General features: G+C 60.0%; 28 protein-coding genes. 16 read left to right on the top strand and 12 right to left on the bottom strand.

What is annotated here, in order from left to right:
* The first annotated feature begins 16 nt into the window (after positions 1-16).
* A complete protein-coding gene (locus SynPROS71_RS03590) occupies positions 17-1,489 on the top strand; it encodes a deoxyribodipyrimidine photo-lyase (protein ID WP_186596683.1) in 1,473 nt (490 codons plus the stop codon).
* Here the strand turns inward: SynPROS71_RS03590 and SynPROS71_RS03595 are convergent.
* The 3 genes from SynPROS71_RS03595 to pyrH are packed head-to-tail and all read right to left on the bottom strand — an operon-like array spanning position 1,486 to position 3,877.
* Positions 1,486-2,616, bottom strand: coding sequence for an NAD(P)/FAD-dependent oxidoreductase (locus SynPROS71_RS03595; RefSeq protein ID WP_186596685.1), 1,131 nt, complete (start codon positions 2,614-2,616; stop codon positions 1,486-1,488). The genes SynPROS71_RS03590 and SynPROS71_RS03595 overlap by 4 nt on opposite strands.
* The gene (frr, locus tag SynPROS71_RS03600; RefSeq protein WP_186596687.1) at positions 2,613-3,161 is read right to left on the bottom strand and encodes a ribosome recycling factor; all 549 of its coding nucleotides are present in this window, start codon (positions 3,159-3,161) and stop codon (positions 2,613-2,615) included. Before frr ends, SynPROS71_RS03595 begins: the two co-directional genes overlap by 4 nt.
* Before the next feature lie 8 nt (positions 3,162-3,169).
* The gene (gene pyrH / locus SynPROS71_RS03605) at positions 3,170-3,877 is read right to left on the bottom strand and encodes a UMP kinase (protein ID WP_186596689.1); all 708 of its coding nucleotides are present in this window, start codon (positions 3,875-3,877) and stop codon (positions 3,170-3,172) included.
* Between the two features lie 102 nt (positions 3,878-3,979).
* Here pyrH and SynPROS71_RS03610 point away from each other — a divergent pair, with 102 nt between their 5' ends.
* Positions 3,980-4,165, top strand: a complete 186-nt coding sequence (locus SynPROS71_RS03610) for a hypothetical protein (protein WP_186596691.1) — start codon at positions 3,980-3,982, stop codon at positions 4,163-4,165.
* A gap of 3 nt (positions 4,166-4,168) precedes the next feature.
* Here the strand turns inward: SynPROS71_RS03610 and cobO are convergent, their stop codons facing one another.
* From cobO to SynPROS71_RS03625, 3 genes are read right to left on the bottom strand one after another with little or no spacing between them, the layout of a single operon-like run.
* The gene (gene cobO, locus SynPROS71_RS03615; RefSeq protein WP_186596693.1) at positions 4,169-4,834 is read right to left on the bottom strand and encodes a cob(I)yrinic acid a,c-diamide adenosyltransferase; all 666 of its coding nucleotides are present in this window, start codon (positions 4,832-4,834) and stop codon (positions 4,169-4,171) included.
* Positions 4,831-5,478 (bottom strand): class I SAM-dependent methyltransferase, encoded by a 648-nt coding sequence (locus SynPROS71_RS03620; protein ID WP_186596695.1) that lies wholly within the window; start codon positions 5,476-5,478, stop codon positions 4,831-4,833. The genes cobO and SynPROS71_RS03620 overlap by 4 nt, the downstream gene beginning before the upstream one ends.
* A 13-nt stretch (positions 5,479-5,491) precedes the next feature.
* Positions 5,492-6,646 (bottom strand): site-specific integrase, encoded by a 1,155-nt coding sequence (locus SynPROS71_RS03625; RefSeq protein ID WP_186596697.1) that lies wholly within the window; start codon positions 6,644-6,646, stop codon positions 5,492-5,494.
* 72 nt (positions 6,647-6,718) lie between these two features.
* Here SynPROS71_RS03625 and hemH point away from each other — a divergent pair, with 72 nt between their 5' ends.
* From hemH to SynPROS71_RS03655, 6 genes are all read left to right on the top strand, one after another.
* Complete coding sequence (hemH, locus tag SynPROS71_RS03630) at positions 6,719-7,894, top strand: ferrochelatase (protein ID WP_186596699.1); 1,176 nt, start codon at positions 6,719-6,721, stop codon at positions 7,892-7,894.
* An 83-nt stretch (positions 7,895-7,977) separates the two neighbouring features.
* Positions 7,978-9,831, top strand: a complete 1,854-nt coding sequence (gene ilvB / locus SynPROS71_RS03635) for a biosynthetic-type acetolactate synthase large subunit (RefSeq protein ID WP_186596701.1) — start codon at positions 7,978-7,980, stop codon at positions 9,829-9,831.
* Positions 9,831-10,187 carry a nuclease gene (locus SynPROS71_RS03640; protein WP_186596703.1) on the top strand — a complete coding sequence of 119 codons (357 nt, stop codon included), beginning with the start codon at positions 9,831-9,833 and terminating at the stop codon, positions 10,185-10,187. Before ilvB ends, SynPROS71_RS03640 begins: the two co-directional genes overlap by 1 nt.
* A 1-nt stretch (position 10,188) precedes the next feature.
* Positions 10,189-10,416 (top strand): GIVxVP protein, encoded by a 228-nt coding sequence (locus SynPROS71_RS03645; protein WP_186596705.1) that lies wholly within the window; start codon positions 10,189-10,191, stop codon positions 10,414-10,416.
* 34 nt (positions 10,417-10,450) lie between these two features.
* Positions 10,451-11,707 (top strand): ABC transporter substrate-binding protein, encoded by a 1,257-nt coding sequence (locus SynPROS71_RS03650; protein ID WP_186596707.1) that lies wholly within the window; start codon positions 10,451-10,453, stop codon positions 11,705-11,707.
* Positions 11,708-11,741: 34 nt separating this feature from the next.
* Positions 11,742-13,409, top strand: coding sequence for an NAD(P)/FAD-dependent oxidoreductase (locus tag SynPROS71_RS03655; RefSeq protein WP_186596708.1), 1,668 nt, complete (start codon positions 11,742-11,744; stop codon positions 13,407-13,409).
* Positions 13,410-13,420: 11 nt separating this feature from the next.
* On the opposite strand, the gene pgeF is transcribed toward SynPROS71_RS03655, so the two are convergent.
* The 3 genes from pgeF to SynPROS71_RS03670 are packed head-to-tail and all read right to left on the bottom strand — an operon-like array spanning position 13,421 to position 16,421.
* Positions 13,421-14,215 (bottom strand): peptidoglycan editing factor PgeF, encoded by a 795-nt coding sequence (gene pgeF / locus SynPROS71_RS03660; protein WP_186596710.1) that lies wholly within the window; start codon positions 14,213-14,215, stop codon positions 13,421-13,423.
* Positions 14,216-14,217: 2 nt separating this feature from the next.
* Complete coding sequence (locus tag SynPROS71_RS03665) at positions 14,218-15,132, bottom strand: Tab2/Atab2 family RNA-binding protein (RefSeq protein WP_186596712.1); 915 nt, start codon at positions 15,130-15,132, stop codon at positions 14,218-14,220.
* Positions 15,129-16,421, bottom strand: a complete 1,293-nt coding sequence (locus tag SynPROS71_RS03670) for a S1 RNA-binding domain-containing protein (protein WP_186596714.1) — start codon at positions 16,419-16,421, stop codon at positions 15,129-15,131. Before SynPROS71_RS03670 ends, SynPROS71_RS03665 begins: the two co-directional genes overlap by 4 nt.
* Before the next feature lie 51 nt (positions 16,422-16,472).
* Between SynPROS71_RS03670 and SynPROS71_RS03675 the strand changes: the two genes are divergently transcribed.
* From SynPROS71_RS03675 to folE, 6 genes are all read left to right on the top strand, one after another.
* On the top strand, positions 16,473-17,318 hold the full coding sequence (locus tag SynPROS71_RS03675) for a creatininase family protein (protein WP_186597848.1): 846 nt from the start codon (positions 16,473-16,475) through the stop codon (positions 17,316-17,318).
* A 49-nt stretch (positions 17,319-17,367) separates the two neighbouring features.
* The gene (locus SynPROS71_RS03680; RefSeq protein ID WP_186597849.1) at positions 17,368-18,099 is read left to right on the top strand and encodes an aldehyde oxygenase (deformylating); all 732 of its coding nucleotides are present in this window, start codon (positions 17,368-17,370) and stop codon (positions 18,097-18,099) included.
* Positions 18,100-18,236: 137 nt separating this feature from the next.
* The gene (locus SynPROS71_RS03685; RefSeq protein ID WP_186596716.1) at positions 18,237-19,277 is read left to right on the top strand and encodes a long-chain acyl-[acyl-carrier-protein] reductase; all 1,041 of its coding nucleotides are present in this window, start codon (positions 18,237-18,239) and stop codon (positions 19,275-19,277) included.
* Between the two features lie 20 nt (positions 19,278-19,297).
* Positions 19,298-20,287: an acetyl-CoA carboxylase carboxyltransferase subunit alpha gene (locus SynPROS71_RS03690; protein WP_186596718.1), complete on the top strand. Its 990-nt coding sequence runs from the start codon at positions 19,298-19,300 to the stop codon at positions 20,285-20,287.
* A gap of 24 nt (positions 20,288-20,311) precedes the next feature.
* Positions 20,312-21,019, top strand: coding sequence for an SDR family oxidoreductase (locus SynPROS71_RS03695; RefSeq protein ID WP_186596720.1), 708 nt, complete (start codon positions 20,312-20,314; stop codon positions 21,017-21,019).
* A 12-nt stretch (positions 21,020-21,031) separates the two neighbouring features.
* Positions 21,032-21,790: a GTP cyclohydrolase I gene (gene folE / locus SynPROS71_RS03700; protein WP_186596722.1), complete on the top strand. Its 759-nt coding sequence runs from the start codon at positions 21,032-21,034 to the stop codon at positions 21,788-21,790.
* A 31-nt stretch (positions 21,791-21,821) separates the two neighbouring features.
* On the opposite strand, the gene SynPROS71_RS03705 is transcribed toward folE, so the two are convergent.
* Together SynPROS71_RS03705 and SynPROS71_RS03710 are read right to left on the bottom strand one after the other, a co-directional pair.
* Positions 21,822-22,313, bottom strand: coding sequence for a hypothetical protein (locus tag SynPROS71_RS03705; protein WP_186596723.1), 492 nt, complete (start codon positions 22,311-22,313; stop codon positions 21,822-21,824).
* 26 nt (positions 22,314-22,339) lie between these two features.
* A complete protein-coding gene (locus tag SynPROS71_RS03710; protein ID WP_186597850.1) occupies positions 22,340-23,017 on the bottom strand; it encodes a phosphoribosylanthranilate isomerase in 678 nt (225 codons plus the stop codon).
* 72 nt (positions 23,018-23,089) lie between these two features.
* Here SynPROS71_RS03710 and SynPROS71_RS03715 point away from each other — a divergent pair, with 72 nt between their 5' ends.
* Positions 23,090-24,340, top strand: coding sequence for a site-2 protease family protein (locus tag SynPROS71_RS03715; RefSeq protein WP_186597851.1), 1,251 nt, complete (start codon positions 23,090-23,092; stop codon positions 24,338-24,340).
* On the opposite strand, the gene SynPROS71_RS03720 is transcribed toward SynPROS71_RS03715, so the two are convergent.
* Positions 24,331-25,104 carry a lipoate--protein ligase family protein gene (locus SynPROS71_RS03720; protein WP_186596725.1) on the bottom strand — a complete coding sequence of 258 codons (774 nt, stop codon included), beginning with the start codon at positions 25,102-25,104 and terminating at the stop codon, positions 24,331-24,333. The two genes, SynPROS71_RS03715 and SynPROS71_RS03720, sit on opposite strands and share 10 nt — an antisense overlap.
* On the opposite strand from SynPROS71_RS03720, the gene SynPROS71_RS03725 reads away from it, so the two are divergent.
* Positions 25,103-25,882 (top strand): sulfite exporter TauE/SafE family protein, encoded by a 780-nt coding sequence (locus SynPROS71_RS03725; protein ID WP_186596727.1) that lies wholly within the window; start codon positions 25,103-25,105, stop codon positions 25,880-25,882. The two genes, SynPROS71_RS03720 and SynPROS71_RS03725, sit on opposite strands and share 2 nt — an antisense overlap.
* The last annotated feature ends 1 nt before the right edge of the window (position 25,883 follow it).

The raw sequence follows: 25,883 nt of genomic DNA on the forward strand, positions 1-25,883 counted from the left end.
GCTTTGGCCGTGATCCATGACCCTTCAGTTGGTCTGGTTCAAACGTGATCTCAGACTGGTGGATCATCAGCCCCTGGCCAGAGCTCTGGCCAGGGGCCCTGTTTTGCCTCTCTACATCCTTGAACCTGAACTCTGGTCTCAACCGGATTGTTCAGCCAGGCAATGGGCGTTCTGCCGAGAATCCCTTCAGGATCTCCAGGAGGCCTGTGCCTCTCTTGGCCAGCCGCTGATCATCCGGAGCGGCGATGCCGTGGATGTGCTGGAACGCGCCTGGCGTCAACTCGGCGTATCGGCACTTTGGAGCCATGAGGAAACAGGCAATGCCTGGACCTATGCCCGTGACCGTCGGGTGGCTTCATGGGCGAGGGAACGGGGCATCCCTTGGCATGAACTGCCCCAATTCGGAGTGGTTCGTCGGTTGGGCACGCGCAGGGGGTGGGCCCGCCGCTGGGAAGCGCGGATGGGGGAGGCCATGACCCCGGCACCCACAGGCTTGACGCCCCTGCCGGGCATCGCTCCCGGTGATCTGCCAACCAGCGAAGCGCTGGCTCTGCGCTCTGATCCTTGCCCATACCGGCAGCTTGGCGGCAGGCGGTTGGCCCTTCAGGAGCTTGATGATTTCCTTGCGCACCGGGTGCAGCGCTACTGCCGTTCCATCTCCAGTCCGAATCTGGCTTTCAACGGCTGCTCAAGGCTTTCCGCTTACATCACCTGGGGCTGCCTCTCCATGCGTGAGGTGCTGCAACGCAGTCGTGAACTTCAAGGCCGTGGGGTGAGCAGCTTCAGCTCGAGGCTGCACTGGCATTGCCACTTCATCCAGAAACTGGAAGATCAACCGCCGATCGAATGGGAGGACTTTCACCCCTTCATGCGCGGCATCCGCTCTCTGGATCACGAGCGCTTTGCGGCCTGGGCCGAGGGTCAAACAGGCGTTCCCTTCGTGGATGCTTGCATGCGGGCTCTGCGAGCCCATGGCTGGATCAACTTCCGCATGCGGGCCATGTTGATGTCGTTCGCCAGCTACAACCTCTGGCTTCCCTGGCGTGAGACAGGTCTGCATCTGGCCAGACAGTTTGTGGATTACGAGCCGGGCATTCATTGGAGTCAGTGCCAGATGCAGTCGGGCAGCACCTCCATCAACACAATCCGCATCTACAACCCGATCAAGCAGGGGCTTGATCACGACCCTGATGGGACCTTTATCCGCCGCTGGTGTCCGGAACTCGAGGATGTTCCTGCTGTGCATTTGCATGAGCCCTGGTCTCTCGGCGGTGCCAGGCCGATGCCAATTGTTGATTGCGCTCTTTCAGCGCGTGAAGCCAAAGAGAGAATTTTCGAGATTCGTCGTTCCGCAGGATTTGATCGCCATGCGGATGCCATCCAGCAGCGCCATGGCTCCCGACGTTCAGGTCTGCCCGCAACCCGGCGGAGACGATCGAGGCAGCAGACCACTGACCCTGGTGTTGAACAACTGGCGCTGGATCTTTAGCCCCGCTGCAGCAGAAGGCGACGGATCACTCGTTGGGCGATGTCCCCGTAGCCCATCTCCCCGGAGAGAATCTGAGCAATCCGCCGTGGTGCAGTGGGCCGCTTGATCCCCAGCTGATACCCCACACCGGGGAAGCGATAGAACACCTGGGCAATGCGCCGACCCCAGGCCATGGAGTCGCCCCAGCGGCGACGCATCACCGTGGAGTAGTCCTCAAGGGTCGTCACCTCATTGTTGAGCCAGCGGTCGAGACATGTCGCTGCCTCACATCCGCTCAACAGTGCCGGTCGCAATCCCTCCGCCAGAAAGGGATCACACAGTGATGCCGCATCGCCGACAGCCACCATCCCATTGCCGTGCAGCGGACTGTGGCCATTCCAGACTCTCAGTGCCGCCTGTTGGCGGAGCCCTGAATCAGCAGGGAAACCAAGATCAGGAAGCAAGGCGTTGAGAATAGTGTCTGCATCCATCGGATTCCGGCCGATGAATGTGCCCACTCCCACATTGATGCCTCCATTCAGGGGGAAAGCCCAGGCGAAACCGTGGTGGACAAGACCGAATTCGAAGCGGGCGACACCAGGGTTGAGTGTTCCAAGCCCCTCCAGACGGACGGAGAGTGTGCTGGCGAGATGGAGATCTCGGGGCCCAAGCCCAAACTGAGCCGACCAGGGCGACGCTGAACCATCTGCAATCACCACCGCTTTGCTCTTCAACGTGATGCCGCAGTCGCTGCGGATCATCCATTGACCATCCTCACGGCCGATCGTCTGCACCAGAAAGGGGCAGTGGAGCGTGGCTCCGACTTCCTGGGCCTTCTCCAGTAGCAATCCATCGAGACGTTCGCGTCTCACAATCCAGAACGGTGCCTCTCCTGGAAGCTCAGCAACAACCGGATCGTCCAGGCACCAGCTGAAGTCCACCTGGCGGATCACATCGTCGACCGCTGGGCTGAGATCGAAGGGGAACCATTGCTGAACTGATGACGCCATGCCGCCACCGCAGGGTTTGACGCGTGGCCCATCGACAGCTTCCAGAACGGACACGCGATGCCCGGCCTTAGCGAGATGAAAAGCTGCTGCGGAGCCGGCGGCCCCGGCTCCGATCACGGCGACGTCGTAGACGCTCACACCTTCAGGATGTCGGCTTCCTTGTTGGCGAGATGCTTTTCCAGTTCGGCGATGAACTGATCGGTCAACTTCTGGATCTCATCCTGTTGATCACGGCTCTGGTCTTCGGAGAACTCGCCCTCCTTTTCCTGCTTCTTGATCTTGTCGATCGCGTCGCGGCGCAGGTTGCGCAGGGCCACCTTGCCTTCTTCGGCGTACTTGGAGGCCAGCTTGCAGAACTCCTTGCGACGCTCCTCAGTCAGCGGGGGAACGTTGATGCGGATCACCTTGCCATCGTTGTTCGGGGTGAAACCCAGTTCACTCATGGCGATCGCTTTTTCGATCAATGCCAGAGCACTGATGTCAAACGGCTGAATCTGAATCGTCTGAGAATCCGGTGTGGAGAGGGTGGCCAGCGACTTCAGCGGTGTTTCGGCGCCGTAGTACTCCACGCTGATCCGATCCAGCAGGGAGGAGTTCGCCCTTCCGGTGCGGATGGTGTTGAAGTTGCGCTGGGTGGCTTCCACCGACTTGCGCATGCTGGATTCGAGATCGGATTGAGACATGACGATGATTAGTTGCTGATGCGAGAACCGATGGGCTCACCTGCCACGGCACGGCCGATATTGCCGGCTTCGAACAGATTGAAGACCACGATGGGGATGTTGTTGTCTTTGCAGAGGGCGATGGCCGTGCTGTCCATCACCGCCAATTCACCACTGAGAACCTGCTGGAAGGTCAGTGCGTCGTAGCGCACTGCATCAGCATGAATGTGGGGGTCTTTGTCGTAGACCCCATCCACCTTGGTGGCCTTGAAAACCACATCCGCTCCGATCTCTGCAGCCCTTAAGGCTGCGGTGGTATCGGTGGTGAAGAAGGGGTTCCCACACCCTGCGCCGAAGACCACCACACGCCCTTTCTCGAGGTGTCGGATGGCTCGCCTGCGGATGTAGGGCTCAGCAACTTCTTGCATTTCGATGGCTGTCTGCACCCTGGTGGGGATGCCAGCCCGCTCGAGGCCATCTTGCAAGGTGATGGCATTCATCACAGTGGCGAGCATCCCCACGTAATCCGCCGTGGCCCGATCCATCCCCGCGGCTGACCCCTTCAGCCCTCGGAAAATGTTGCCACCACCTACAACGATTGCCAGCTGGGTGCCGCTGGCGACAACACCGGCCACGTCACGGGCGATGGCCTGAACAATGGCTGGATCGATCCCGTAGCCCTGGTCTCCCATCAGCGCTTCCCCGCTGAGTTTCAGGAGTGCGCGCGCGTAGGCCATTCATCCACCTGATCCTGCTGACAGTAGCAAGCGAGATCGGACAGCCCCATCACTGGCGCCACAGGGCCTTAGCCGCTTGGATGGGGAAACGACAGGGATTCCATGGCTGAGGAGAACGGCGCACGCAGTTCGGTGATGGCCCGTCTGACCCTTTCGGCCCTTGATCGGGCCAGCCAGGACCCTTCCTGCTGGCGTGACCCACTGGTTCACCGTGCACTCCTGGTGAGTGGATTGTCAGTGCTGACAGCAGCGATGGGGCTGTTGCGCAGCGATCTCGACCGACAGTGATCTCTAAAACTCAATGCCAGGCTGCGCTTTGACGCCCTGCTCGCGGAACGGGTGGTGAATCAGGGTCATTTCTGTGACCAGATCGGCTGCGTCCACAAGCTCTGTAGGCGCGCCGCGCCCCGTCACGGCCACGTGGGTCAGCGCGGGCCGTTCCCTCAACCCGTTAATCACGGTGTTTGCATCGATGTAGCCCAGCTTCAGAGCCACGTTCAATTCATCGAGCAGCACCAGCTTCACTGCTGCATCACGCAGATACTCCAGGGCTGTCTGCCAGGCCGTTTCCACCAGCTGCTGATCCCGTTCCCGGTCTTGGGTCTCCCAAGTGAAGCCCTCGCCTAGGGCATGCCAGCGCACCTGGTCGCCGAACGCTTTCAGCGCCCGTGCTTCTCCTGGTTCCCAGCCGCCCTTAATGAACTGCACGATGGCCACTCGCTCACCATGACCGAGCGTGCGCAAGACGAGACCCAGTCCTGCCGTTGTTTTCCCTTTGCCCTGGCCTGTGAACACGAGAATCAGGCCCTTTTCCTTGTTGCGTTCTTCCACCCGCTGTTTTTGGACCTGCTGACGTCGCTCCATCCGTTTGCGATAACCGGCATCGTCTGATTCAGGGGCAAGCTTTCCGCCCATGCCCAGCTCCGCTGCCGATTGGTCGAGATCCTTCGTGCTCATGGCTGTTCGGTTTGGATGGGACGCATCGCGGTGATCCGCTGCAGTGCCTGCCCTGCGAGAAGCTCCTGCTTCACAGATGTGAAACCAAGCTCTTGAAGTTCGGAGGGCAGATCGTCCTCCAGCATGGCGGTCGCGGTGTCCGTTTCAAACAGCTCACAGAAGATCTGCTGAGGCAGTCGCAGCCAGGGGCCGGCCGGGTGCAGGTCCACCAGCACGAGCCAACCGCCGGGTTGGAGCAGGCGGAGAGCACTGGCCAACACCATTGCCCTCTCACGGCGGGGAAATTCATGCAGGGCGACGCTCAGTTGGATGGCGGTGAAACTCTCGGAACGGAGTGGGGGCTCTTCGGCAAGGCCCTCCACGCGTTGCAGCATCGGGTGGCGAGTTGCGGCCAGCTGCAAGGCACGAGGGGAGACATCGAGACCCGTTACGGCAAAGCCCGCTGCGAGCCAGGGGGCGGCTGCTTCGCCGCTGCCACAACAGAGATCCAGCACGGCAGCTCCAGTTGGCAGATGCGGTTGCAGGGCTTCAAGGCCTAAGCCTCGGAGCTTCTCCACACCGCCCACGCTCAGGGATGACACTGCCGTGACCGCGTCGTAAATCCAGCGATAGCGATAGGCCAGGGGGCGCAGGAATGACGACATCAGGGAAGGGGAGTCAGGCTCGATGACGGGCCAAGGCCGCATCCACCGCCTGCTGCTGATCACGGCGGGTGATCCAGTGGTGATAGGTGCGCGTGTGAATCGCCACCGAGTGGCCCATCATCCTGGCGGCAACGGTGTCCGGTAGGCCGATATGAATGGTGCGCACGGCCCAGGCATGACGCAGGTCGTAAGGGGTGATCGGCAGTGCGTAGCGGCGGAACTGCTCGCTCACCCGCCGCCCCACTTGCTGCAGGGTGGTCTTGCGCAGGTCGGTGCGGATTGCCGGCAGCGCTTTGGGGTTGTCGGCCAGCTCTTGAAGGCCGAAGCGCTCGACCCACTCGGGATGGAACGGCCAGCTCTGGTGCTCGCCTGTTTTTGTGGTGGGCAGGACTCTCAGCACGCGATCTCCGCCCTCGGCTAAGGCGGAACAATCGCAAAAGAACACTTCATGGTTGCGAAGTCCGTAGGTGGCCATCAGGCCATAGGCCAAGCGCCAGCTTGGATTCGGGATGGTGAGTGCGGCTTCGAGGATTTGACGGTCTGTGGGTAGCTGGCGGAACCGGGCTCGGTGCAAGCCATAACCGCCGGCCTCTTCACGCCAGTCGTCAGGGAGCGGAATCTCCAGGAAGCGGGCCAGGGCCGCAAGCGCTGTGGCGCATTGCTGGCGACTGCGGCTGCCGTCTTCGTAGCTCATGAGAGTCTGCAGCAGCAGATCGGCGCTGATGGTGCCGCCATCGGACTGATGCGAGAGACGACGTAGGTAAGGAAGGTAGGCACCGCTCCAGGTTGTGCGACTGCCAGATGGAGAACGGCGACGCCTGGGATCATTGAAAAAGGCTTTTTCGAAGCGCTTCAAGGCGGCGTCGACCGCCTGGGTGGGCTCCAGTGCGTTGGCGTCGCTTCGGCGGGATGACCAGGCTGACCAGTCAAAGCATCCCTGATCGATCTGCAGTCGAACCAGGGATGCGGCATTGAGGGCATGGTCGAGCCCAGCGGGGTCGGCCATGACGCCGAGGCTGATGCGCTGGAGCTTTGTCTGGTCTGGATTCAAACGCAACGGCAGCACGCCGCGCAGGTTCAAGCGGGAGCCGCGTTGCTCGATTCGCAGTTTCGATCCCTGCGCCGCCAAACGGGTATTGGCGGAATTCAGCGCCTTCTCGAACTCCATAAATGTGTCGCCGACGCCAAGGATCGCGTTAATGGCCGCTACGCTCAACCCCCTGAACCCGGTGTGATTGCTATGTCCCGCGTCGGCGTCGTACTGCTGAATCTTGGTGGACCCGAGCGCATTCAGGACGTAGGCCCCTTCCTGTTCAACCTCTTCGCTGACCCGGAGATCATCCGGTTGCCCATCCCCGCGCTGCAGAAGCCCTTGGCTTGGTTGATCAGCACCCTGCGTAGCGGCAAGTCTCAGGAGGCCTACCGCTCGATTGGCGGAGGGTCACCGCTGCGGCGAATCACAGAGCAGCAGGCCAGAGAACTTCAGAGTGTGCTGCGTCAGCGCGGAATTGATGCCACCAGCTACGTGGCCATGCGCTACTGGCATCCCTTCACTGAATCCGCCGTTGCCGACATCAAAGCGGATGGCATGGACGAGGTGGTGGTTCTGCCCCTTTATCCACATTTTTCCATCAGCACAAGTGGCTCCAGCTTTCGCGAGCTTCAAAGGCTGAGGCAGGGAGACGCGGCCTTCGAAAAGCTACCGATCCGATGCATCCGCAGTTGGTTTGATCATCCGGGTTATGTGCGGGCGATGGCCGAGTTGATCGCCGAGGACGTGCGTCAGAGCGATGACCCCACCAAGGCGCATGTGTTTTTTAGCGCCCATGGTGTTCCCAAGAGTTACGTCGAGGAGGCCGGCGATCCTTACCAGAAGGAGATCGAAGCCTGCACGGATTTGATCATGAAGGCGTTAGGCGAGCTGATGGGTCATGAGAATCCTTTCACCCTCGCCTATCAAAGCCGGGTTGGCCCGGTGGAATGGCTCAAGCCTTACACCGAGGAGGCGCTCGAGGAACTTGGCAAAGCCAAGATCAACGACCTGGTTGTGGTGCCGATCAGCTTTGTTAGTGAGCACATCGAAACCCTGGAGGAGATCGATATTGAGTACCGAGAGTTGGCTACTGAAGCTGGCGTGGTGAATTTCCGGCGTGTCCGCGCTCTGGATACCTATCCGCCGTTTATTGAAGGGTTGGCGGATCTCGTTACGACCAGTTTGGAAGGTCCTGAAGTCAGTCTTGACGCTGCAGCAGAGCTGCCCACAAAGGTCAAGCTGTATCCCCAGGAGAAATGGGAATGGGGCTGGAACAACAGCTCTGAAGTTTGGAATGGTCGCCTGGCAATGCTCGGATTCTCCGCGTTCCTGTTCGAGCTGATCAGCGGCCACGGACCGTTGCATGCTCTCGGTCTTCTCTAAGGCTTGCCACAGAGCACTTCCTCCATTGGGCAGGAAGGTCGGTTGAACCTTAATCTTGAAGATCAGTATGTCGTGATGCCGCTGTGACGCTGACCTCCGCTCCCAAGGTCGATGCAGCGTCCGGACATGGGGATGGCTGCCGGATGACCGGTGCCCATGCCCTGATGGATGCGTTGCGTCGCCATGGAGTCGACACAATCTTCGGCTATCCAGGCGGGGCCATCCTCCCCATCTATGACGCTCTTCATGTGGCGGAAAGCGAAGGGTGGCTGCGCCACGTGCTTGTTCGGCATGAGCAGGGTGGAACCCATGCCGCCGATGCCTACGCGCGGGCAACCGGTCGTGTCGGCGTTTGTTTCGGTACCTCAGGACCGGGAGCTACCAACCTCGTCACCGGCATCGCCACGGCGCAGATGGACTCCGTTCCGATGGTGGTGATCACCGGGCAGGTCCCCCGAACGGCGATCGGTACCGACGCCTTTCAAGAAACCGACATCTTCGGAATCACCCTGCCGATCGTGAAGCATTCCTGGGTGGTTCGCGATCCTGCGGATCTTGCTTCGGTGGTCGCTCAGGCCTTTCACATCGCCGCCTCAGGGCGCCCAGGTCCAGTGCTGATCGATATTCCTAAGGATGTCGGACAGGAGGAGTTCGACTACCTGCCCGTCGAGCCGGGGACGGTCATTCCTGCTGGTTTTAGAGCCACACCCCCTCCGGATCTTGCTGCTGTTGCTGACGCACTTGCGTTGATCAAAACGGCCAACCGTCCCTTGTTGTACGTGGGTGGTGGGGCCGTCGCCGCTTCAGCCCACGACAGTCTGAGGGTGCTCGCTGAGCGCTATCAGCTCCCCGTGACCACAACACTCATGGGCAAGGGGGCCTTTGATGAGAATCATCCCCTGGCGCTGGGCATGCTCGGCATGCACGGCACCGCTTACGCCAATTTCGCCGTCACCGATTGTGACCTGCTGATCGCGGTGGGAGCGCGTTTCGATGACCGCGTGACCGGCAAACTCGACACCTTCGCCCCCCGGGCACGGGTGATCCACTTTGAGATCGACCCTGCTGAAATCGGCAAGAACAGGCGAGCGGATGTGGCGGTTCTCGGGGACGTTGGCGCCAGCCTGGCGGCACTCGTTGAACTCAGCCTGCAACAGAGTCCTGAACTGCGCACCGCAGCCTGGCTGGAAAGGATCAAGGACTGGAAACAGCGCTACCCCTTGACCATTCCCCCTTCTGAAGGACCGATCTACCCCCAAGAGGTGCTTCTGGCGGTCAGAGATCTGGCGTCCGATGCCATCGTCACCACCGACGTAGGACAGCATCAGATGTGGGCTGCCCAGTACCTGCGTAACGGGCCTCGAGGTTGGATCAGCAGCGCTGGGCTGGGAACGATGGGATTTGGCATGCCTGCGGCACTGGGTGCCCAGGTGGCTTGTCCCGATCGGAGAGTCGTGTGCATCGCAGGAGATGCCAGTGTTCTGATGAACATTCAGGAACTTGGGACCCTCGCGCAGTACGACCTGCCGGTGAAGGTGGTGATCGTGAACAATCACTGGCAGGGCATGGTCCGCCAGTGGCAGGAAAGCTTCTATGAGGAGCGGTATTCAGCCTCAGACATGCTGAAAGGAATGCCGGATTTCGAGATGCTGGCGCGCTCCTTTGGCGTTGAGGGAATGAAGATTGTGGACCGTGCCGAGCTCAAGTCGGGACTGGCTGCAGCCCTTGCCTCGCCTCACCCCACCCTTGTGGATGTGCATGTCCGACGTGGAGAAAACTGTTATCCGATGGTGCCACCGGGTTGCAGCAATGCTCAGATGGTGGGTCTTCCTTCGCACCCTGAACTGGCCATGGATCCCAAACGCAACTGCCCGGCCTGCGGTGCCGTCACCTCCAGTGATCACCGCTTTTGCCCTTCTTGTGGCAGCGCTCTGTGATGGGGCGTCAAGTTTTGGGGGTTGCACTGGCGCTGATGCTGCTTGTGGTTCAACCCTTGCTGACCCAGGCTGCTGAGGTCCTTCAGGTTCGAGAAGCCACACTGCTTCAGGTTGGTGATCGCAACCGCAACTACAGCGTTCGTCTGGCCTGTATTGAGGTGTTGCCGGAGGACCAGCAACAGGCCGTCGATTGGTTGCGCCAGACCCTTCCCCGTCGCCGTCGCGTCAATCTTCGTCCGGAGGGAAGCGCCGATGGTCTCCTCCTTGCGCGCGTGACGCCGATCGGTGCTGACCAGGATCTGGGTGCTGCTCTGGTGAATGAGGGTCTGGCCCATACAACCTGTCCCCCCGCTTGAGATGGCACAAAACCGAATCGCCTCAGGCATCGTGATGGTCCCGTGCTTCCTGCTCGGCTCTGCATTCTTCAGTACGGCGATCTGGGGTGACGCCGCCTCCGGCAATCGACCGCTTGCGGTGGGTATGGGAGCTCTGCTGGTTCTGGCAGGTGGTCTCGCTCTGCTGATTCAGGGGGATCCTCCAGAGACGCAGCAGGATCCTGTGACAAAACCCGACGACCCAGGCTGAAATCTCTAGCTTCAGATCCTGGGGGCGTTTGGCCATGACCCATTCTTCTGAAGCACCTTCAAAGGTCCCTGCATCGGATGAACCTCTTGCGGTGTCTCGACTTAAGGAGGGTATGGCTGGTCAGTCTCGTGTCCTCCGCTCTCTGCAATCCGGATTTGTTCTGCTTGCCACGCTGATCGGTTGCCAGTCTCTGTCTGCCAGTGCCTCGTCGCGATCCACCGTGGTTGCCATTGCCCACGGTGACGGGGCCGGCGTGAGTGCTGAATTCATGGGCGGGTTTGCTCTTGGTCTGGATCAGGTCAGAGCTTGTGGCGTTGAACCTGCCTCTGTGGACTGGTTGTCCATTGCTCCAGGAGATGACCCATCGGCTCTTCTTGGTCAGCAGGTGTCTGTTTTGGTGGCTCCTTTTTCTGCTGATCTGGCCATCTATTCCCAGCTCGCCAGCCAGCGCAAACTTGGGGTTCTCCTCCCCTATCAGCGTGGAGAATCCCTCGAGAGCCTCGCTGAACTCGATCCTGAAGGACGTCTCCATCCGGTTGTTCCGCCTTATCAGCAGGATCTGAATCAACTGGCCGATGACCTTCTCGACCAAGGCATTCGACGGGTGATGCTGGTGGCCGATCCAACGGATCGGAGTGCCGATCAAGCTGAGCATTTTGTTTCCGCCTTTCAGGGGAAAGGCGGAATCGTGGACTCTTACGAACCATCCCTGGTACAGACGGTGAACCCAGGTGATACAGCTGCTCTGGAACAGTTGGTCAACGATGTGGCCTGGAAGGGACCTCAGGCCATCGTTTTGGCCGCAGCCCATGACAGTGCCTTGGCCGAGCAACTTGATCAGGCTCAGTCTTCAGGCCGTTTCGGACAAACACCCGAGGCCCTGCTTCGGGTCTGGTTGCTGCCCCATCACCGCGTTCAGGATCTTTCCGAACGGTCTTGGCCGCAGTTGATTCTCGATCAGCCGGCCCATGGTCCTGGTTGGGTTGACTTCGCTTCCATCTATCGCCGTTCACGTGGAGAGCAGCCCACACTGCTGGCGGCGTCTGGATTTGATACGGCTCGGTTGATGGCCCTGTCCTCTCTGACACCCCCACCGGTCTCGACGGAGGGAACGAGGGATCCACTGGGTTGGCTGGACCCCGATCAAGAGCCGAAACCCCTTTGCCAAGCCATTGAGGATCGTCTAAGCGGAAAACCTGTGCGTCTGATCGGCGCAGCGAGCGATCTGATGCAGCGTCCGGGCCAACCACCTTCTGGGCAGGCCACGACCCGTCGGATCCCCGGTCGGTAGGTTTTCAAGGGGGACGACCCGGGAGAGCGGACTTGTGCTGAGGCTGAGCGAGCTTCGTTTGGAGCTTGATCACACGGAGGAGGATCTGGAACGGGCCGTTCTTCGCTGCCTGAAAATTCCACGGGATCGCCTGCTCGAGCGCCATCTGGTGAAACGCAGCATCGATGCGCGTCGACGCGATCGGATTCGCCTGATCTACAGCGTGGACGTGCAGGTGCGTGGAGAGGATGCTCTGCTGCGTCGGTGTGCCCAGGACCGTCGGGTTCGTCGCAGTCCCGATGAGCGCTATCACTACGTCACTCAGGCTCCACCTTCCCAAGAAACCAGTGGGCAGCATCGACCTGTAGTGATCGGAGCTGGCCCATGCGGCTATTTCGCGGCCCTTCTGCTGGCTCAGATGGGCTTTCGGCCTCTGCTGCTGGAGCGGGGGCAGCCAGTGAAGCAGCGCAGTGCCGATACATTCGGATTCTGGCGAAGGACCTCGGCGTTCCAGCCGGAATCCAACGCGCAGTTCGGCGAAGGAGGGGCTGGAACTTTCTCCGACGGAAAGCTTTACAGCCAGGTGAGTGATCCTGCCCATTACGGCAGGAAGGTGCTGGAGGAACTCGTCGCCTGTGGTGCCAACCGTGAGATCCTCACGCTGCACCGACCCCATGTCGGTACTTTCAAGCTCGCCACAGTGGTGAGGGGATTGCGAGCGCGGATCGAAGCCCTGGGTGGTGAAGTGCGCTTCGGAAGCAGGGTGGATGCACTGGAGATCGAACCAGGATCACCCTCGGCAGAGAAACCGTTGAAGCTCTCCGGTGTGAGACTGTCTGATGGCACGCATCTGGCATGCGACCAATTGGTATTGGCGCCGGGACATTCGGCCAGAGACACCTTCGAGATGCTGGAGGGGGTTGGTGTTGCATTGGAACGCAAACCCTTTGCCATCGGCGTACGCATCGAACACCCTCAGGCACTGATCGATCGTGCTCGCTGGGGTGATTGTGCTGGTCATCCCCTGCTCGGTGCCGCCGAGTACAAGCTGGTGCATCACGCCGGTAACGGCCGCTGCGTCTACAGCTTCTGCATGTGCCCCGGCGGATTTGTGGTGGGAGCAACCTCTGAGCCAGGCCGTGTTGTGACGAACGGCATGAGCCAACATTCCCGCAATGAGCGCAACGCCAACAGTGGGCTCGTCATCCCGGTCTCGGATGATGACCTGGCTCCCCATGAACGTTTCCATGGGGATCCTCTGGCAGGCATGGCATTTCAACGCGCGCTTGAAGGTCGGGCCTTCGAGCTGGGAGGAGGTGATTACAGCGCCCCCATCCAGCGTTTGCAGGATCTGCTCGAGGGCCGTGCATCAACGGGAGTGGGCTCTGTTGCACCGTCGTACCAGCCAGGTGTGCGTCCTGCCGACCTCGCTGACCTGCTGCCAGCGTCGATGATTGCTGCGCTTAGGGAGGCCCTGCCGGCCTTTGCGAAGCAACTCCCTGGATACGACCACCCCGATGCGGTGCTCACGGCTATCGAAACGCGAACATCGTCTCCACTGCGCATTCCGCGCGATCAAGCGTTGGAGTCGATCAACGTTCAGGGTTTGACTCCCGCCGGTGAAGGGGCTGGGTTCGCAGGGGGGATCCTGTCAGCTGCCATTGACGGAATTCGGGCGGCTGAAGCTGTGGCCTTGCGCCTCTCGGAGCGACCCTCGGAATGATGGTGCCGGAATCAGGCCGCGGCTTGAGCGACGATGCCACTCCACTGCACCGCCTTCACCTGATCCCGTCGCCAGGAGTGAAACAGGTCGGGTTCGCTGACTGTGCAGAGCGGGCACAGGCTGATCTTGTCAGCTTGTAGGCCGCAGTCCACCAGTTGGGAGAAGGCGGCCTTGCGGATATCGAGGCGACAGCGACCGTCCTCGGGATCCTCACGAATGATTCCGCTCTGTTCCAGGACCTGGAAGGATGCCTGCCGACTCCCTAACGAGGCTCCAATCTTCTCAGCCACAGTCTCTTCAACCTGATAAAGCTCTCCGCTTACGGCAGGGCCCATCGCAACCAGGAGGCGATCCCTTCGGGCACCCAGGGCTTCCAGTTGAGAGACCGCTCCCGGAAGAATCCGGCTGGCCACCCCTCGCCACCCGGCGTGACAGGCCGAGACGTGACCGCTGTCCGGATCGGCAATCAGTACAGGCGTGCAGTCAGCACCGCAGACCCAGAGACTTTGCCCGCCTTGATCGCTCACCAGCCCATCGGCCTCAGGCCAGGGGGATTCAGTTGCTTTCGATGCTGGCAGAACGACGTTGCCATGCACTTGCTGAGGACGATGCACACTGGCGCCTGCCGAGAGGTAACCGGCGAGCTCGTCAGGTCCCCGGCCTTGCCAGCGACGGGTGAAAAAACCATGCTCAAACCCCGCTGCGTGCAGGAGGTCAGAGGTGAGGTAGTACCCCCCATAACAGCCGACCCAGGTCCACTGCTCGAGAGCATTGAAGCAGCGGTCGTTGCTTTGGGTTGGATCCACGCTTAGGCCTCGGGTTGATCCCTGAGCATCCAGAACCCGTCAAACCGCTGGCTGTCGGGAGTGGTCTGCACGGAGATGAACTGCAGGCCGCGGGACCTGCTGACGGAGTCCATCAGGGCATCACGGCACTGATCGGCCTCACCTTGGCCTAGATCGCTAACAAGCCAACTGTCATCCTGCCCGGCGTCAAGGATCAGTTGCTGGGCGTTCACGCGCAGCCGGACGGGCTCCAAGCCTCCCACCCAGCCGGCCAGAGCAAGGGCGCGGGTTTGGCTGAAGAGGCGCAAGCCTGGGACCGGCAGCTCAGGATCCATCGCCTCTGGAATCGGTAGAAGACCGTTGAATCCCATGGGCCATTCGCCGGCTTCACGCAGACTTCCCAGCGGCAGGGCTGCCCAACCCCAGGCGTCTCCCCGGACGGCCTCAGGCAAGGGCAATGGAGGCGTGGCGATCGGAGCGGGAGGTGGAGCGAGCGGGCCAGCCATGAATCCCTCATCGAGGGGATAGAGATCCCGTTCCCGTTCCTCCAACCAGTCGAGGAGTGCGTAGGTTCTTCGGCTTGGAATCATTTCCAGGCCGAGCTCGCTGGCAGCGCGTTGCACCATCGTGCGCATCGCGCTGCGCCATGTGCGCAAACGTCTTGGCGGCATCCACCCTTGTTCGTTGGCGGTGCCCAAGGCTTCGCGCAGAGCTGCAGCCAACCAGGTGGAGTTCACATCACCAGCTGGACAGCGTTTTTCAAACCGAAAACAGTCCGGAGCTGAAGGGGTGGGAGTGCTTGTGACCAGGAGTTCCCATCGCTTTTTGCCATCGGCTTCAAGAATGGGTCTCGAGTAGAAGTCGAGTTCCCAGTCAGCCTGTTTCGGCGCCGAGGATCGTTCTCCGTTATTACCGACTGTCTGTGGAGGGGTGATCATCCAGCTGACTGTTCCTGCTGCCTGAGGACGTTACGAGCCCTGTTGGCACGTTCGGCAGCTTCGGCCATCACGGTGTCGCGATTGATCAAAAGCTCTCCGGGCTGCCCTTCCAGCATGGCGGTGTTGAGGGCAATCCGTCCCCGTCCAGGGTCGAGCTCGGTGATGAGCGCTTTGACGCTGTCGCCTTGGTCGAAGACCTCCCGAAGTGATCGCAGGCTGCCGCCGGTGATCATCGACTGGTGGAGAAGTCCGCTGATGCCTCCGAGATCGATGAACAGTCCGTAGGGCTTAACAGCAGCCACATGGCCCTCCACCAGCTGGCCGACTTCCAGTTCGGCGAAACGGGCCGCCGTTGCGGCTTTTTTCTCCGAGAGCACAAGCTTTCGGGTTTCGGAATTGACCTCAAGGAAGGCAACACCAAGAGTCTTGCCAACGAGAGCTTCGTGGTTCTCGCCCTCTTGGAGCTGAGATCGGGGAATGAAGCCACGCAGGCCCTCGAGATCACAGGTGACGCCTCCGCGGTTGAAGCCACTCACCTTCACCTGCACCACCTTGCCCTCCTTCTCAAGCTGCTTCACCTTGTCCCAGCTTTTACGCAGTGCCAGGGCTCTGCAGCTGATGGTGACCATGCCGTCGGCATTTTGTTCCCGTGTCACCAGGACTTCGATCTCTAAGCCTTTGGGAAAACGCTCCTTGAGGTTCGTGATCACGCCAAGGCCGCACTCACTTTTGGGCATGAAGCCAGGTGCTTTGCCGCCGATGTCGACATACACGCCATCGCTTTCCATCCCGATCACCGTTCCCGTAACCACATCGCCCGTGGTGCCGACGGGCTCGTTCTCGTCAAGGGCAGCCAGGAAGGCATCCTCATCAAAATCGAAATCATCCACACTGCGCTGAAGTCCTCCGGAGGCCTGCTGCATCTCTGCAGGCTTCCGACGCGACTCCGATCCACCCATGAGATCGGCCATGGTCATCCCGCCGAAATCGTCATGGTCGGGGGATCGGCGCACCTCCGGCTCTGCGGCGCGGGGAGCCGCTGGAGCGGCGGCCTGGGGCGGAGGTGCAAGGGATGTGCCTGCCTCGAGGGCCGCCTGTTCGAGTTGTTCTGCCCTCGCTGCCGCAGCATCTGCCGCGGCTCTTGCTTCTTCGGCATCACGGCGCAGACGGTCCTGCTCCTCTCGCTTACTGATATGCATGACCTGCAAGGGCTTTTTCGGCGGCTGCGCCGAGGGAGTCGCTGCCTTGCGGGGTTCTGAAGATGAATTCTGACGTTCTGTGCCGGCCATGGGACCCGTCGTCCTTGATCGGTCAGTTTGACAGGAGATGGTGAAGAGTCGATGGAGTGCTCAGACTCCCGCAGATCGCGACGCTTGGATCACCTGCATTGGCCTGATGCAGCGTCGCGGCTGCGCGACCCACGTTCAACGCTGGTCTGGCCATTCGGAGCGCTGGAACAGCACGGCCCTCAGCTGCCTCTCGCGACGGATGCTCTCTTCGCGGAGCGGATCCTTTCCCGTGTCTTGGAGACGCTCCCGGACGCGTGGCCGATCTGGGCGCTCCCCCCTCAGTCGATTGGTCTCTCTCCTGAACACCGAGGATTTCCTGGCACCTTGAGCCTGAGTGCCGATCTGTTGATTCGCCTTGTTGTTGAGGTGGGGGAGCAGCTGGCAGACCAGGGGGTGAAGCGACTAGTTCTTTTCAATGCCCATGGCGGGCAGATTGGATTGCTGCAGACCGCAGCCAGGGAGCTGGCGGCCCGAGCTCCATCGATGGCTGTGTTGCCCTGCTTTCTCTGGAGTGGTGTCGCGGGGCTCGAGGCCCTGATCCCCAGCCAGGAGCTACAGAACGGATTGCACGCAGGGCTGGCAGAAACCAGTCTGATGCTGGCCCTCGCCCCCGAACTTGTCGGACCGGAGCGTCCCTGCGACGGTCTCCAATCCGCCGTACCCCCGCCGGATGGGTGGAGCCTCGAGGGTGCTGCCCCTTATGCCTGGTTCACAGCCGACATCAGCAACAGCGGAGTTGTCGGAGACAGTCGCAAAGCCGACGCCTCGCTCGGGCACCGTCTGAACACCGCCCTCATAGACCATTGGAGCAGCCTTTTCAGCAGTTTGATGGTCTCTGATTGGCCCCCTACCGCCGATGCCAGGCGTGTGCGAGGACCATCAACCTTGCATCCATAACGGGTGGCTCTGGTTACAGTCGGTCGCATTGATTAATTCGGAAAGATCCATGCCGACCCCTGTCACCTCCGAGGTCGCCGTTCTGGACGAGCAGGCTGGATCCACCCAGGCGCTCCCCGACTTCTCCAGCGAGGCCTACAAGGACGCGTATAGCCGTATCAACGCGATCGTGATCGAAGGCGAGCAAGAGGCGCATGACAACTACATCTCCCTCGGCACGCTGATCCCCGATCAGGCCGATGAACTGGCGCGACTGGCCAGGATGGAGATGAAGCATATGAAGGGCTTCATGTCTTGCGGTCGCAACCTTGGCGTAGAGGCGGATATGCCCTTCGCGAAGGACTTTTTCGCGCCCCTTCACGGCAATTTTCAGACTGCTTTGAAAGAGGGAAAGGTGGTGACCTGTCTGCTGATTCAGGCGTTACTCATCGAGGCCTTTGCTATCTCCGCCTATCACATCTATATCCCTGTCGCTGACCCCTTTGCGCGCAAGATCACTGAGGGTGTGGTGAAAGATGAATACACCCATCTCAACTACGGACAGGAGTGGCTCAAAGCCAACCTCGAAGCGAGCCGCGAAGAATTGATGGAAGCCAACAAGGTCAATCTGCCCTTGATTCGCTCAATGCTCGAGCAAGTGGCAGCCGATGCCGCAGTTCTCAAGATGGAAAAGGAAGATCTCATCGAGGATTTCCTGATCGCTTATCAAGAGGCACTGGAACAGATTGGTTTCACTTCCAGGGACATTGCTCGGATGGCTGCTGCTGCCCTCGCGGTCTGAAGCAAGACCCCTTGATCCGGTCCGGTTCGCTCACAGGCACGTTGTGCAGAACACGTGCCAACGTGGGACGATGATCGATCAGCGCACCGTCGGGTGCGGTTCTGTTCAATGCGTTTACACACGATCGTCGGCGGCACATGTTTGGTCTGATCGGACATTCCACAAGTTTTGAAGCTGCCAGGCGGAAGGCTTCCGAACTTGGGTTCGATCACATCGCTGAGGGTGACCTCGATGTGTGGTGCAGCGCCCCGCCTCAGCTTGTGGAGCACGTCGAGGTCACCAGCGCCACAGGTCGGACCATTCAGGGTGCCTACATCGACTCCTGCTTCGTGCCGGAAATGTTGAGTCGTTTCAAAACGGCACGCCGCAAGGTGCTCAATGCCATGGAGCTCGCCCAGAAAAAGGGGATTGACATCACTGCGCTTGGCGGATTCACCTCGATCATCTTCGAGAACTTCAACCTGCTGCAGCACCAGCACGTGCGCAGCACAACCCTGGCCTGGGAGCGCTTCACCACCGGCAATACCCATACGGCTTGGGTGATCTGCCGCCAAGTTGAAAACAATGCTCCCTCTCTGGGCATCGATCTCAAAAAGGCCACTGTGGCTGTGGTCGGAGCAACCGGGGATATCGGCAGTGCCGTTTGCCGCTGGCTCTCCTCCCGGACCGGGGTGGCTGAACTGTTGCTCGTGGCTCGGCAACAGAAACCGCTTGAAGATCTCCAGGAAGAGCTCGGCGGAGGTCGGATTCTTAGTCTCGAAGATGCGCTACCGGAAGCTGATGTCGTCGTTTGGGTCGCCAGCATGCCTCGCACCCTTGAGATCGACACGTCCAGGCTGAAAACTCCTTGTTTGATGATCGATGGCGGCTACCCCAAAAACCTTGATACCCATGTGGCTGCCAAAGGGATTCACGTCTTGAAGGGCGGGATTGTTGAATTTTTCACAGACATCGGATGGTCGATGATGGAAATCGCCGAGATGGAAAAACCTCAGCGTCAAATGTTTGCCTGCTTCGCCGAAGCGATGCTTCTCGAGTTTGAGTCGCATCACACCAACTTCAGCTGGGGACGGAACAACATCACGCTGGAGAAAATGGATTTCATTGGTGGGGCCTCCGTCCGCCATGGGTTCACCACCCTCAATCTGCAGGGCCTTCCTCAGGCTGCAGCTGCCTGACCTCACTCTCTTGATTCGCCATGCCACGCCGTCCGCTTCTCGAGTTTGAGAAACCCCTGGTCGAACTCGAGCAGCAGATTGAACAGATCCGCCAGCGCGCGCGCGACTCAGAGGTTGACGTCAGCCCTCAGCTCCACCAGCTCGAAACGCTGGCTGCACGCCGCCGTGAGGAGATTTTCAAATCGCTGACGCCAGCTCAAAAAATACAAGTGGCGCGTCATCCCCATCGCCCCAGCACTCTGGACTACATCCAGATGCTCTGCGATGACTGGGTCGAGCTTCATGGTGACCGGCGGGGCAGTGACGATCAGGCCCTGATCGGAGGTATTGGCCGCTTGGGCGATCGCGCCGTGATGCTGATCGGACATCAGAAGGGACGGGACACGAAAGAGAACGTGGCGCGGAACTTCGGGATGGCCACCCCGGGCGGCTATCGAAAGGCTCTTCGTCTGATGGATCATGCCAATCGTTTTGAACTTCCGATCCTTTCGTTCATTGACACTCCTGGTGCCTACGCCGGTCTGCTGGCCGAAGAGCAGGGGCAGGGGGAAGCGATCGCGGTGAATCTGCGTGAGATGTTCCGATTCAGGGTGCCCATCATTGCCACTGTGATTGGAGAAGGTGGCTCCGGCGGTGCTTTGGGAATCGGCGTCGCCGACAGGCTGCTGATGTTTGAGCACAGCGTTTACACAGTGGCGAGTCCCGAGGCCTGCGCATCCATCCTCTGGCGTGATGCAGGCAAAGCCTCCGAAGCGGCTTCGGCTCTCAAGATCACGGGCCCGGACCTGCTCAGCCTCGGTGTGGTGGATGAGGTGCTCCCTGAGCCAGTCGGCGGAAATAACTGGGCTCCACTGGAGGCTGGCGAGATCTTGAAGGAGGCTCTAACCCGCAATCTTGAGGTTCTTCTGAGGCTCTCCCAGGAGGATCTCAAAGAGCAGCGCTACGGCAAGTTCCGGGCCATGGGGCAATTTCTCGATGGCCTATCACCGGAAGCCCTTGCAGCTGAGTAGGGTACCTCGGCTCGCACGGATTCATTGCCTTCCGTACTGATTACAGGTGCATCCCGCGGGATTGGTCAAGCTGCTGCCAAGGCCTTTGCATCAGCTGGATGGGATCTTCTGCTTGTTTCTCGAAGTGAGGCAGCGCTTCAGTCCCTCAAGGCTGAGCTGTCGGCCAGCGGTTCCCGAGTTGTCTATCGAGCCATCGACCTCACCGATCCTTCCGTGATCGCTCCAGGTCTCGAGGAGCTCCTCAACCAGGGTCTTCGCCCGTCGGTTTTGATCAACAATGCGGGTGCTGCCTGGACGGGAGACTTGCTCGCCATGCCGCTTGATCGCTGGGAGTGGTTGATGCAGCTCAACCTCACCAGCGTTTTTCAGGTCTGTGCTGCAGTTGTTCCAGCCATGCGTCCCGCTGGCGGACTGGTCATCAATGTGAGCAGTCACGCGGCGCGAAACGCTTTTCCTGGTTGGGGGGCCTACTGCACGGTTAAAGCTGCTCTTGCCAGCTTCACCCGCTGCTTGGCTGAGGAGGAGCGAGGAAATGGGATCCGCGCCTGCACGCTCACGCTCGGAGCTGTGAATACGTCACTGTGGGACTCTCCTACGGTCGACAGCACTTTCGACCGCCGTGCCATGCTTCCCGTAAATCAGGCAGCTGCCGCACTCCTGCATCTTGCTCAGCAACCTGCCACTCAGGTCGTCGAAGACCTCACTCTGATGCCGGCCACCGGCGCTTTCTGATCACTGCTCGATATGACTTCCACCCTTCCTGTCTCCACCAACGGCAACGGATCTGTATCTCAGAACGGAAAGCTCTCTGCGCTGGAGTCCCGAGTTTCTGAGCGTATCCGTGCGCGACTAAGGGAACGGGATGTGTCGTTCCTTGCCAATGACAATGTGGCAGATCATCTGCTTCCCGGGGAACTCGATGCATTGCAGGTTGAGGTGGCGGACCGCGTCCGAGATCTTCTCAATGCTCTTGTGATCGACATCGAGAACGATCACAACACGGCTGAAACAGCTGAGCGGGTGGCGAAGATGTATCTACACGAAGTCTTCAAAGGCCGTTATCACCAGCAGCCCAAAGTGGCCAGCTTCCCCAATGTGAAAAAGCTGGATGAAATTTATACGGTTGGACCTATCACTGTGCGTTCGGCTTGTTCACACCACTTGGTGCCCATCATGGGCAACTGCTGGATTGGTATCAAGCCTGGAGAGAGGGTGATTGGTCTTTCTAAGTTCACCCGTGTTGCTGACTGGGTGTTTTCAAGACCTCATATCCAGGAAGAGGCAGTGATGATTCTTGCTGATGAAATTGAGCGACTTTGTAAGCCACAGGGGTTGGGAATCATCATCAAAGCCCAGCACTACTGCATGAAATGGCGGGGTGTGAAAGAACCGCAGACCAGCATGGTGAATTCAGTCGTCCGGGGCGATTTTCGTCATGATCCCAGCCTCAAGCAAGAGTTCTTCGAGCTCGTGCGACAGCAGGAAGCGCTCCTCAGTACTTGAGAAACGCGTTGTAGCAACAGGCTTTCTTGGTTTAGTTGCTGACCGGTCCGAGCACATTGCTCGATATCCGTTGCACCTTCCCATCGGAGGTACGTACAACGAGAACGGCCATTAACTGCTCTCCACGATCACTGGGACCTACGCGATAGGTGCTCTCGGTGACGTTATCGACCAACTGCCAATTGCCCTGGTTGTTTCGCCGATACCAATGGATGTGGACTTCCTCGAAGCCTCCACCTTGAAGCATCAACTCAGCCTTGATCAACTGACCTTCTTTGGCTTCGCCGATCAGTTCGAAGCGTTTGAGTCCTTCAATGGCCTGCTCCAGGTGGCCTTCGGTCTGCACATCACGGTTGATCTGGCCTTCCAAAACCTGGATCTGCTGCTGGGGATCGGCGGTGAGTCCAGGAACGCACTGAAGGCTGCCGTTTTCGAGACGGCAACCAGGAAGCAGTCCCTGCGCTGACGTTCCCGCCGGTAGTCCTGCCATCAAGACCAAGAGCAGGGGTGACAGCCGAATCATGAAGCTGCAGTGAAGAGAGATTCAAGCTATCCGAGCCTGAGAGTTCTGTCTTCAAGAGATTGCACAAGTGCTTGCACACGTTCGAGATCTTTCACTCCAGGGCTGATTTCCAACCGACTGGACGCATCAAGGCCGAAGGGATGAATCCTGTCGAGCTTCGGCACCCATTCCGCACAGATTCCGCCAGCAAGCCACCAGGGAGCTCCCCCCGTGAGGTGCGTTTGCACGCGATCAAGCCAGATCGGGTTCAGCTGGTGCCCTGTTCCCCCTAGCTGATTGGAGCTCCAAGCATCAATGAGTAGCGCATCCACCTGATGGGAGTAGCAGTGAATCGCCTCGAGATCCGCATCATCACGGAGGCGCAGGGCCTTCCACCAGCGGATGCTCGGATGTTTGGCGCGGAGTTCCGCGCAGCGTGCTGCCGATTCCTGGCCATGGAGCTGAACCACCGACGGCGTGCCCTGGCCGCTCAATACGTCATCAAGTTCATTGTCGGCGGGGTCAGCCGCCACCCAGACGCGCTCAACATCTGATTGCGAAGTCAGCTTGGCGTAAATCTCCCTGCGCTTCTCGGGAGCAACGCAGCGAGGGGTTCCCTCCACGCCGATCACGCCGATGGCCTGCACTCCCATCGAAGCGATGGCGCAAGCTTGCGTGCTGTCGGTCAGACCGCAGATCTTGAGGTGCAGGGCCTGGCCCACCATGGCGAAAAGCGACGATCGCAATCCTTTCTAGGATCATGGAATTGATGGCGACCGGCTTTGCCGGCGAATCTCTTGGGTGATGGCTGGCAACTGATGCGTATCGGTGGCATCCCACTGCGGGTCCATCCCAGCTGGTTCATCATTTTGGTTCTGTTCACCCTGGCCTTCCAGAGTGAAGTGGCTCAGCTTCCTGAAGCGCAAGGGCTTGTTTGGGCCAGCTGGTTGACGGGTTTCCTGACCGCTCTTCTGCTGTTTGTTTCCGTTCTGTTGCATGAGCTGGGACATTCGGTGATGGCGATCCGCGAGGGCGTCAAGGTCAGCAGCATCACCCTGTTCCTGCTCGGGGGTGTGGCCAGAGTTGAAAAGGAATGTCCCACGCCGATGGGAGCCTTGCGGGTCGCTGCGGCAGGTCCGGCTGTGAGTCTGCTTCTTGCTGCAGCTCTGCTGGCCAGCATGCAGGCAGCCGTACAGGTGAACCCGCTGCTGGGAAATCTGGTCGCAAAGCTCGGTTGGCTCAACCTGATCCTTGCTCTGTTCAACCTTCTGCCTGGTTTGCCTCTTGATGGTGGCTTGATCCTTAAGGCCCTTGTTTGGCAGTGGACCGGCAGTCAACGCAGAGGCATCCAGGTGGCAACGGCCAGCGGACGTTTCCTGTCGCTGTTGGCGATGGTGATTGGGTTTTGGTTGATCTTTAAAGGCGCCGTTTGGCCAGGCCTCTGGTTGGTGATGCTCGGCTGGTTTGGCATGGGTGCCTCCCGCAGCCAAACCCAAACCCTCGCTTTGCAGCAGGTTCTTCAAAACGAGACTGTCGGCAAGACGGCCTCCCGTCGTTTTCGTGTTGTTGAAGCCGATCAGCCCCTTCGCACGCTCAGTCAGATGAGGCTTGGGGCTGTGGAATCAGATGATCCCCGCCTTTCCGACTGGGTTCTGGTCTGCAGGAACGGTCGATGGGTCGGCTTCATCACCGATCAACCCCTGAGGGACCTCCCCGTACAGCAATGGGATCGTCAGACGATCAGCGATCATCTCCAGCCTTTGGAGCTCTTGCCGTCCATCCAACAGTCATCGCCTCTTTGGAAGGCGGTCCTCGCTTTGGAGCAGAGTGATCAGGGGCGTTTGCTTGTGCTTGGCCCTGCAGGACTCCCTGATGGCACCCTTGATCGCAGTGAGCTTGGTGAGGCCGTGCTTCGTGGATTGGCCGTGAAGCTTCCTGATGCCATGTTGGAAAGCTCGAGGCGCAATAACACCTACCCCCTTGGTCTGCCCCTGCTGCAAGTGGTCAACAGCATGCAGGCGTCAGGACTTCTCAAACGTCAGGCCTGATCTGGTTCAAGGCGGTAATCGGTTGTGAGCTTGTCCATCCGATGAATCTCGTCTGGGGATAGTCCCTCGTCGCGCCAATTCAGACCTGGGTTGAGCTTTTGGAACGCCTGGTTCAGAGCGAGCTCAAGGCTTGCTGCCGAGGGTGCCGAGGGCGACCAACAGGGGGGAGAGGTCGCAAAAACAGCCTCCCAGAGGCCTTGAGGCGGATTCAGGGGGATTTCCCCGTGCTGCAGCAGGTGACCCCGTTTCCAGAATTGGGCACTACCGATGCGTTTGCTGCCAAAGGGGTCGACCAGATCGGCTGTTGTGGACTGGGCGAAACAGTCAGCAACGATCCTTTCTGACGGATCTATCCCTGGTTGGAGATCGAGGCCCAGGGCCTGCAATCCCTCTTGAAGGCAGTGGTTCACCTGGGTATAAGCCTGCCGGCGTTGACGGGGAGGATCGGCCCAGACCAGGGCATAGGTGAGTCCGCCTGCATGCAGGACGGCGCCACCTCCGCTTGGGCGCCGTACCAAATCCAAGTCACCGGAGGCGGCAAGCTGTCGCCACTGGTCGGTTGGGGGACCCTGGTGGCGTCCTAAGGAGAGGGTGGGGCGACTCCATTGATAGAAACGCAGAATCAGGGCATCAGCAGCGCCGCTGCAGCTCTGCTCGAGAAGCAGGGTGTCGAGGGCCATCTGTTCAGCACCGCTGCGGATCTGGGTCGGCACAAGCCTGGCTGGGCGGCGTCCGCCGGACGGGCAAGATGCAGACAGCGTCATGGCAGCGATGACATTGGCAGAAGGTCTAGTGGTTCTGCCGATGGGACTGCTCGCGGGAGCCCTGGCAGGCCTCCTGGGCATCGGCGGAGGCCTGATTTTCGCTCCTTTGCTGCTTTGGATGGGCCTCACTCCGCATCAGGCCCTGGCCACGAGCACCTTCGCCATTGTTCCCACCGCCATCGGCGGAAGTTTCACCCACTGGCGGAGCCGTTCCTTGCCGCTGAAGCCTGGCTTGGTGATTGGCTTGACGGCCTTCGCGACAGCGCTGATCTTCAGTCGTCTGGGGGGTGGGGTGGCCGGCTGGCACCTTTTGGCCCTGCAGGCTTTGTTGTATCTGGTGCTGGCCGGCTCCATCCGAGCCGATCGTGAGGAGGCTCCGCCGAGTGATGGTCAGGATCTATCTCTCTGGGGGTTGTCCGCAGTCGGTTCTGTGGCGGGTTTGGCCGGAGGACTGCTTGGTCTGGGGGGAGGGCTGTTGATGGTGCCCCTGATGGTGAGTGGACTGTCGATGCCCATCCGCCAAGCCATTCGACTGAGCACCTTGGCCGTGGCCTGTTCGGCCAGTGCAGCGTCGCTCCAGTTTCTGCAAGAGGGGCGAGGACTGGCTTCGATGGGGTTGCTGCTGGGAGGGGTCGCTGCTGTTTCGGCCCAGTGGACCGCATCCCGCTTGGATCGGGTCAGGCCAGGAACACTGGCCTGGCTTTTACGGCTTCTGGCCTTGGTGCTGGCCATCGACAGTGGCCGGCGAGCTATCGCCCTCGCGCTGCCTCTGAACTGAA

Source organism: Synechococcus sp. PROS-7-1, from assembly GCF_014279795.1.
Lineage (GTDB): Bacteria > Cyanobacteriota > Cyanobacteriia > PCC-6307 > Cyanobiaceae > Synechococcus_C.

Coding starts and splice junctions, on each gene's coding strand:
- SynPROS71_RS03590 (WP_186596683.1), top strand. CDS start 17: ATGACCCTTCAGTTGGTCTGGTTCAAACGTGATCTCAGACTGGTGGAT.
- frr (WP_186596687.1), bottom strand. CDS start 3,161: ATGTCTCAATCCGATCTCGAATCCAGCATGCGCAAGTCGGTGGAAGCC.
- pyrH (WP_186596689.1), bottom strand. CDS start 3,877: ATGGCCTACGCGCGCGCACTCCTGAAACTCAGCGGGGAAGCGCTGATG.
- SynPROS71_RS03610 (WP_186596691.1), top strand. CDS start 3,980: ATGGCTGAGGAGAACGGCGCACGCAGTTCGGTGATGGCCCGTCTGACC.
- cobO (WP_186596693.1), bottom strand. CDS start 4,834: ATGAGCACGAAGGATCTCGACCAATCGGCAGCGGAGCTGGGCATGGGC.
- SynPROS71_RS03620 (WP_186596695.1), bottom strand. CDS start 5,478: ATGTCGTCATTCCTGCGCCCCCTGGCCTATCGCTATCGCTGGATTTAC.
- SynPROS71_RS03625 (WP_186596697.1), bottom strand. CDS start 6,646: ATGGAGTTCGAGAAGGCGCTGAATTCCGCCAATACCCGTTTGGCGGCG.
- hemH (WP_186596699.1), top strand. CDS start 6,719: ATGTCCCGCGTCGGCGTCGTACTGCTGAATCTTGGTGGACCCGAGCGC.
- SynPROS71_RS03640 (WP_186596703.1), top strand. CDS start 9,831: ATGGGGCGTCAAGTTTTGGGGGTTGCACTGGCGCTGATGCTGCTTGTG.
- SynPROS71_RS03645 (WP_186596705.1), top strand. CDS start 10,189: ATGGCACAAAACCGAATCGCCTCAGGCATCGTGATGGTCCCGTGCTTC.
- SynPROS71_RS03650 (WP_186596707.1), top strand. CDS start 10,451: ATGACCCATTCTTCTGAAGCACCTTCAAAGGTCCCTGCATCGGATGAA.
- SynPROS71_RS03665 (WP_186596712.1), bottom strand. CDS start 15,132: ATGATCACCCCTCCACAGACAGTCGGTAATAACGGAGAACGATCCTCG.
- SynPROS71_RS03670 (WP_186596714.1), bottom strand. CDS start 16,421: ATGGCCGGCACAGAACGTCAGAATTCATCTTCAGAACCCCGCAAGGCA.
- SynPROS71_RS03675 (WP_186597848.1), top strand. CDS start 16,473: ATGGAGTGCTCAGACTCCCGCAGATCGCGACGCTTGGATCACCTGCAT.
- SynPROS71_RS03680 (WP_186597849.1), top strand. CDS start 17,368: ATGCCGACCCCTGTCACCTCCGAGGTCGCCGTTCTGGACGAGCAGGCT.
- SynPROS71_RS03685 (WP_186596716.1), top strand. CDS start 18,237: ATGTTTGGTCTGATCGGACATTCCACAAGTTTTGAAGCTGCCAGGCGG.
- SynPROS71_RS03690 (WP_186596718.1), top strand. CDS start 19,298: ATGCCACGCCGTCCGCTTCTCGAGTTTGAGAAACCCCTGGTCGAACTC.
- folE (WP_186596722.1), top strand. CDS start 21,032: ATGACTTCCACCCTTCCTGTCTCCACCAACGGCAACGGATCTGTATCT.
- SynPROS71_RS03705 (WP_186596723.1), bottom strand. CDS start 22,313: ATGATTCGGCTGTCACCCCTGCTCTTGGTCTTGATGGCAGGACTACCG.
- SynPROS71_RS03710 (WP_186597850.1), bottom strand. CDS start 23,017: ATGGTGGGCCAGGCCCTGCACCTCAAGATCTGCGGTCTGACCGACAGC.
- SynPROS71_RS03725 (WP_186596727.1), top strand. CDS start 25,103: ATGGCAGCGATGACATTGGCAGAAGGTCTAGTGGTTCTGCCGATGGGA.
- SynPROS71_RS03720 (WP_186596725.1), bottom strand. CDS start 25,104: ATGACGCTGTCTGCATCTTGCCCGTCCGGCGGACGCCGCCCAGCCAGG.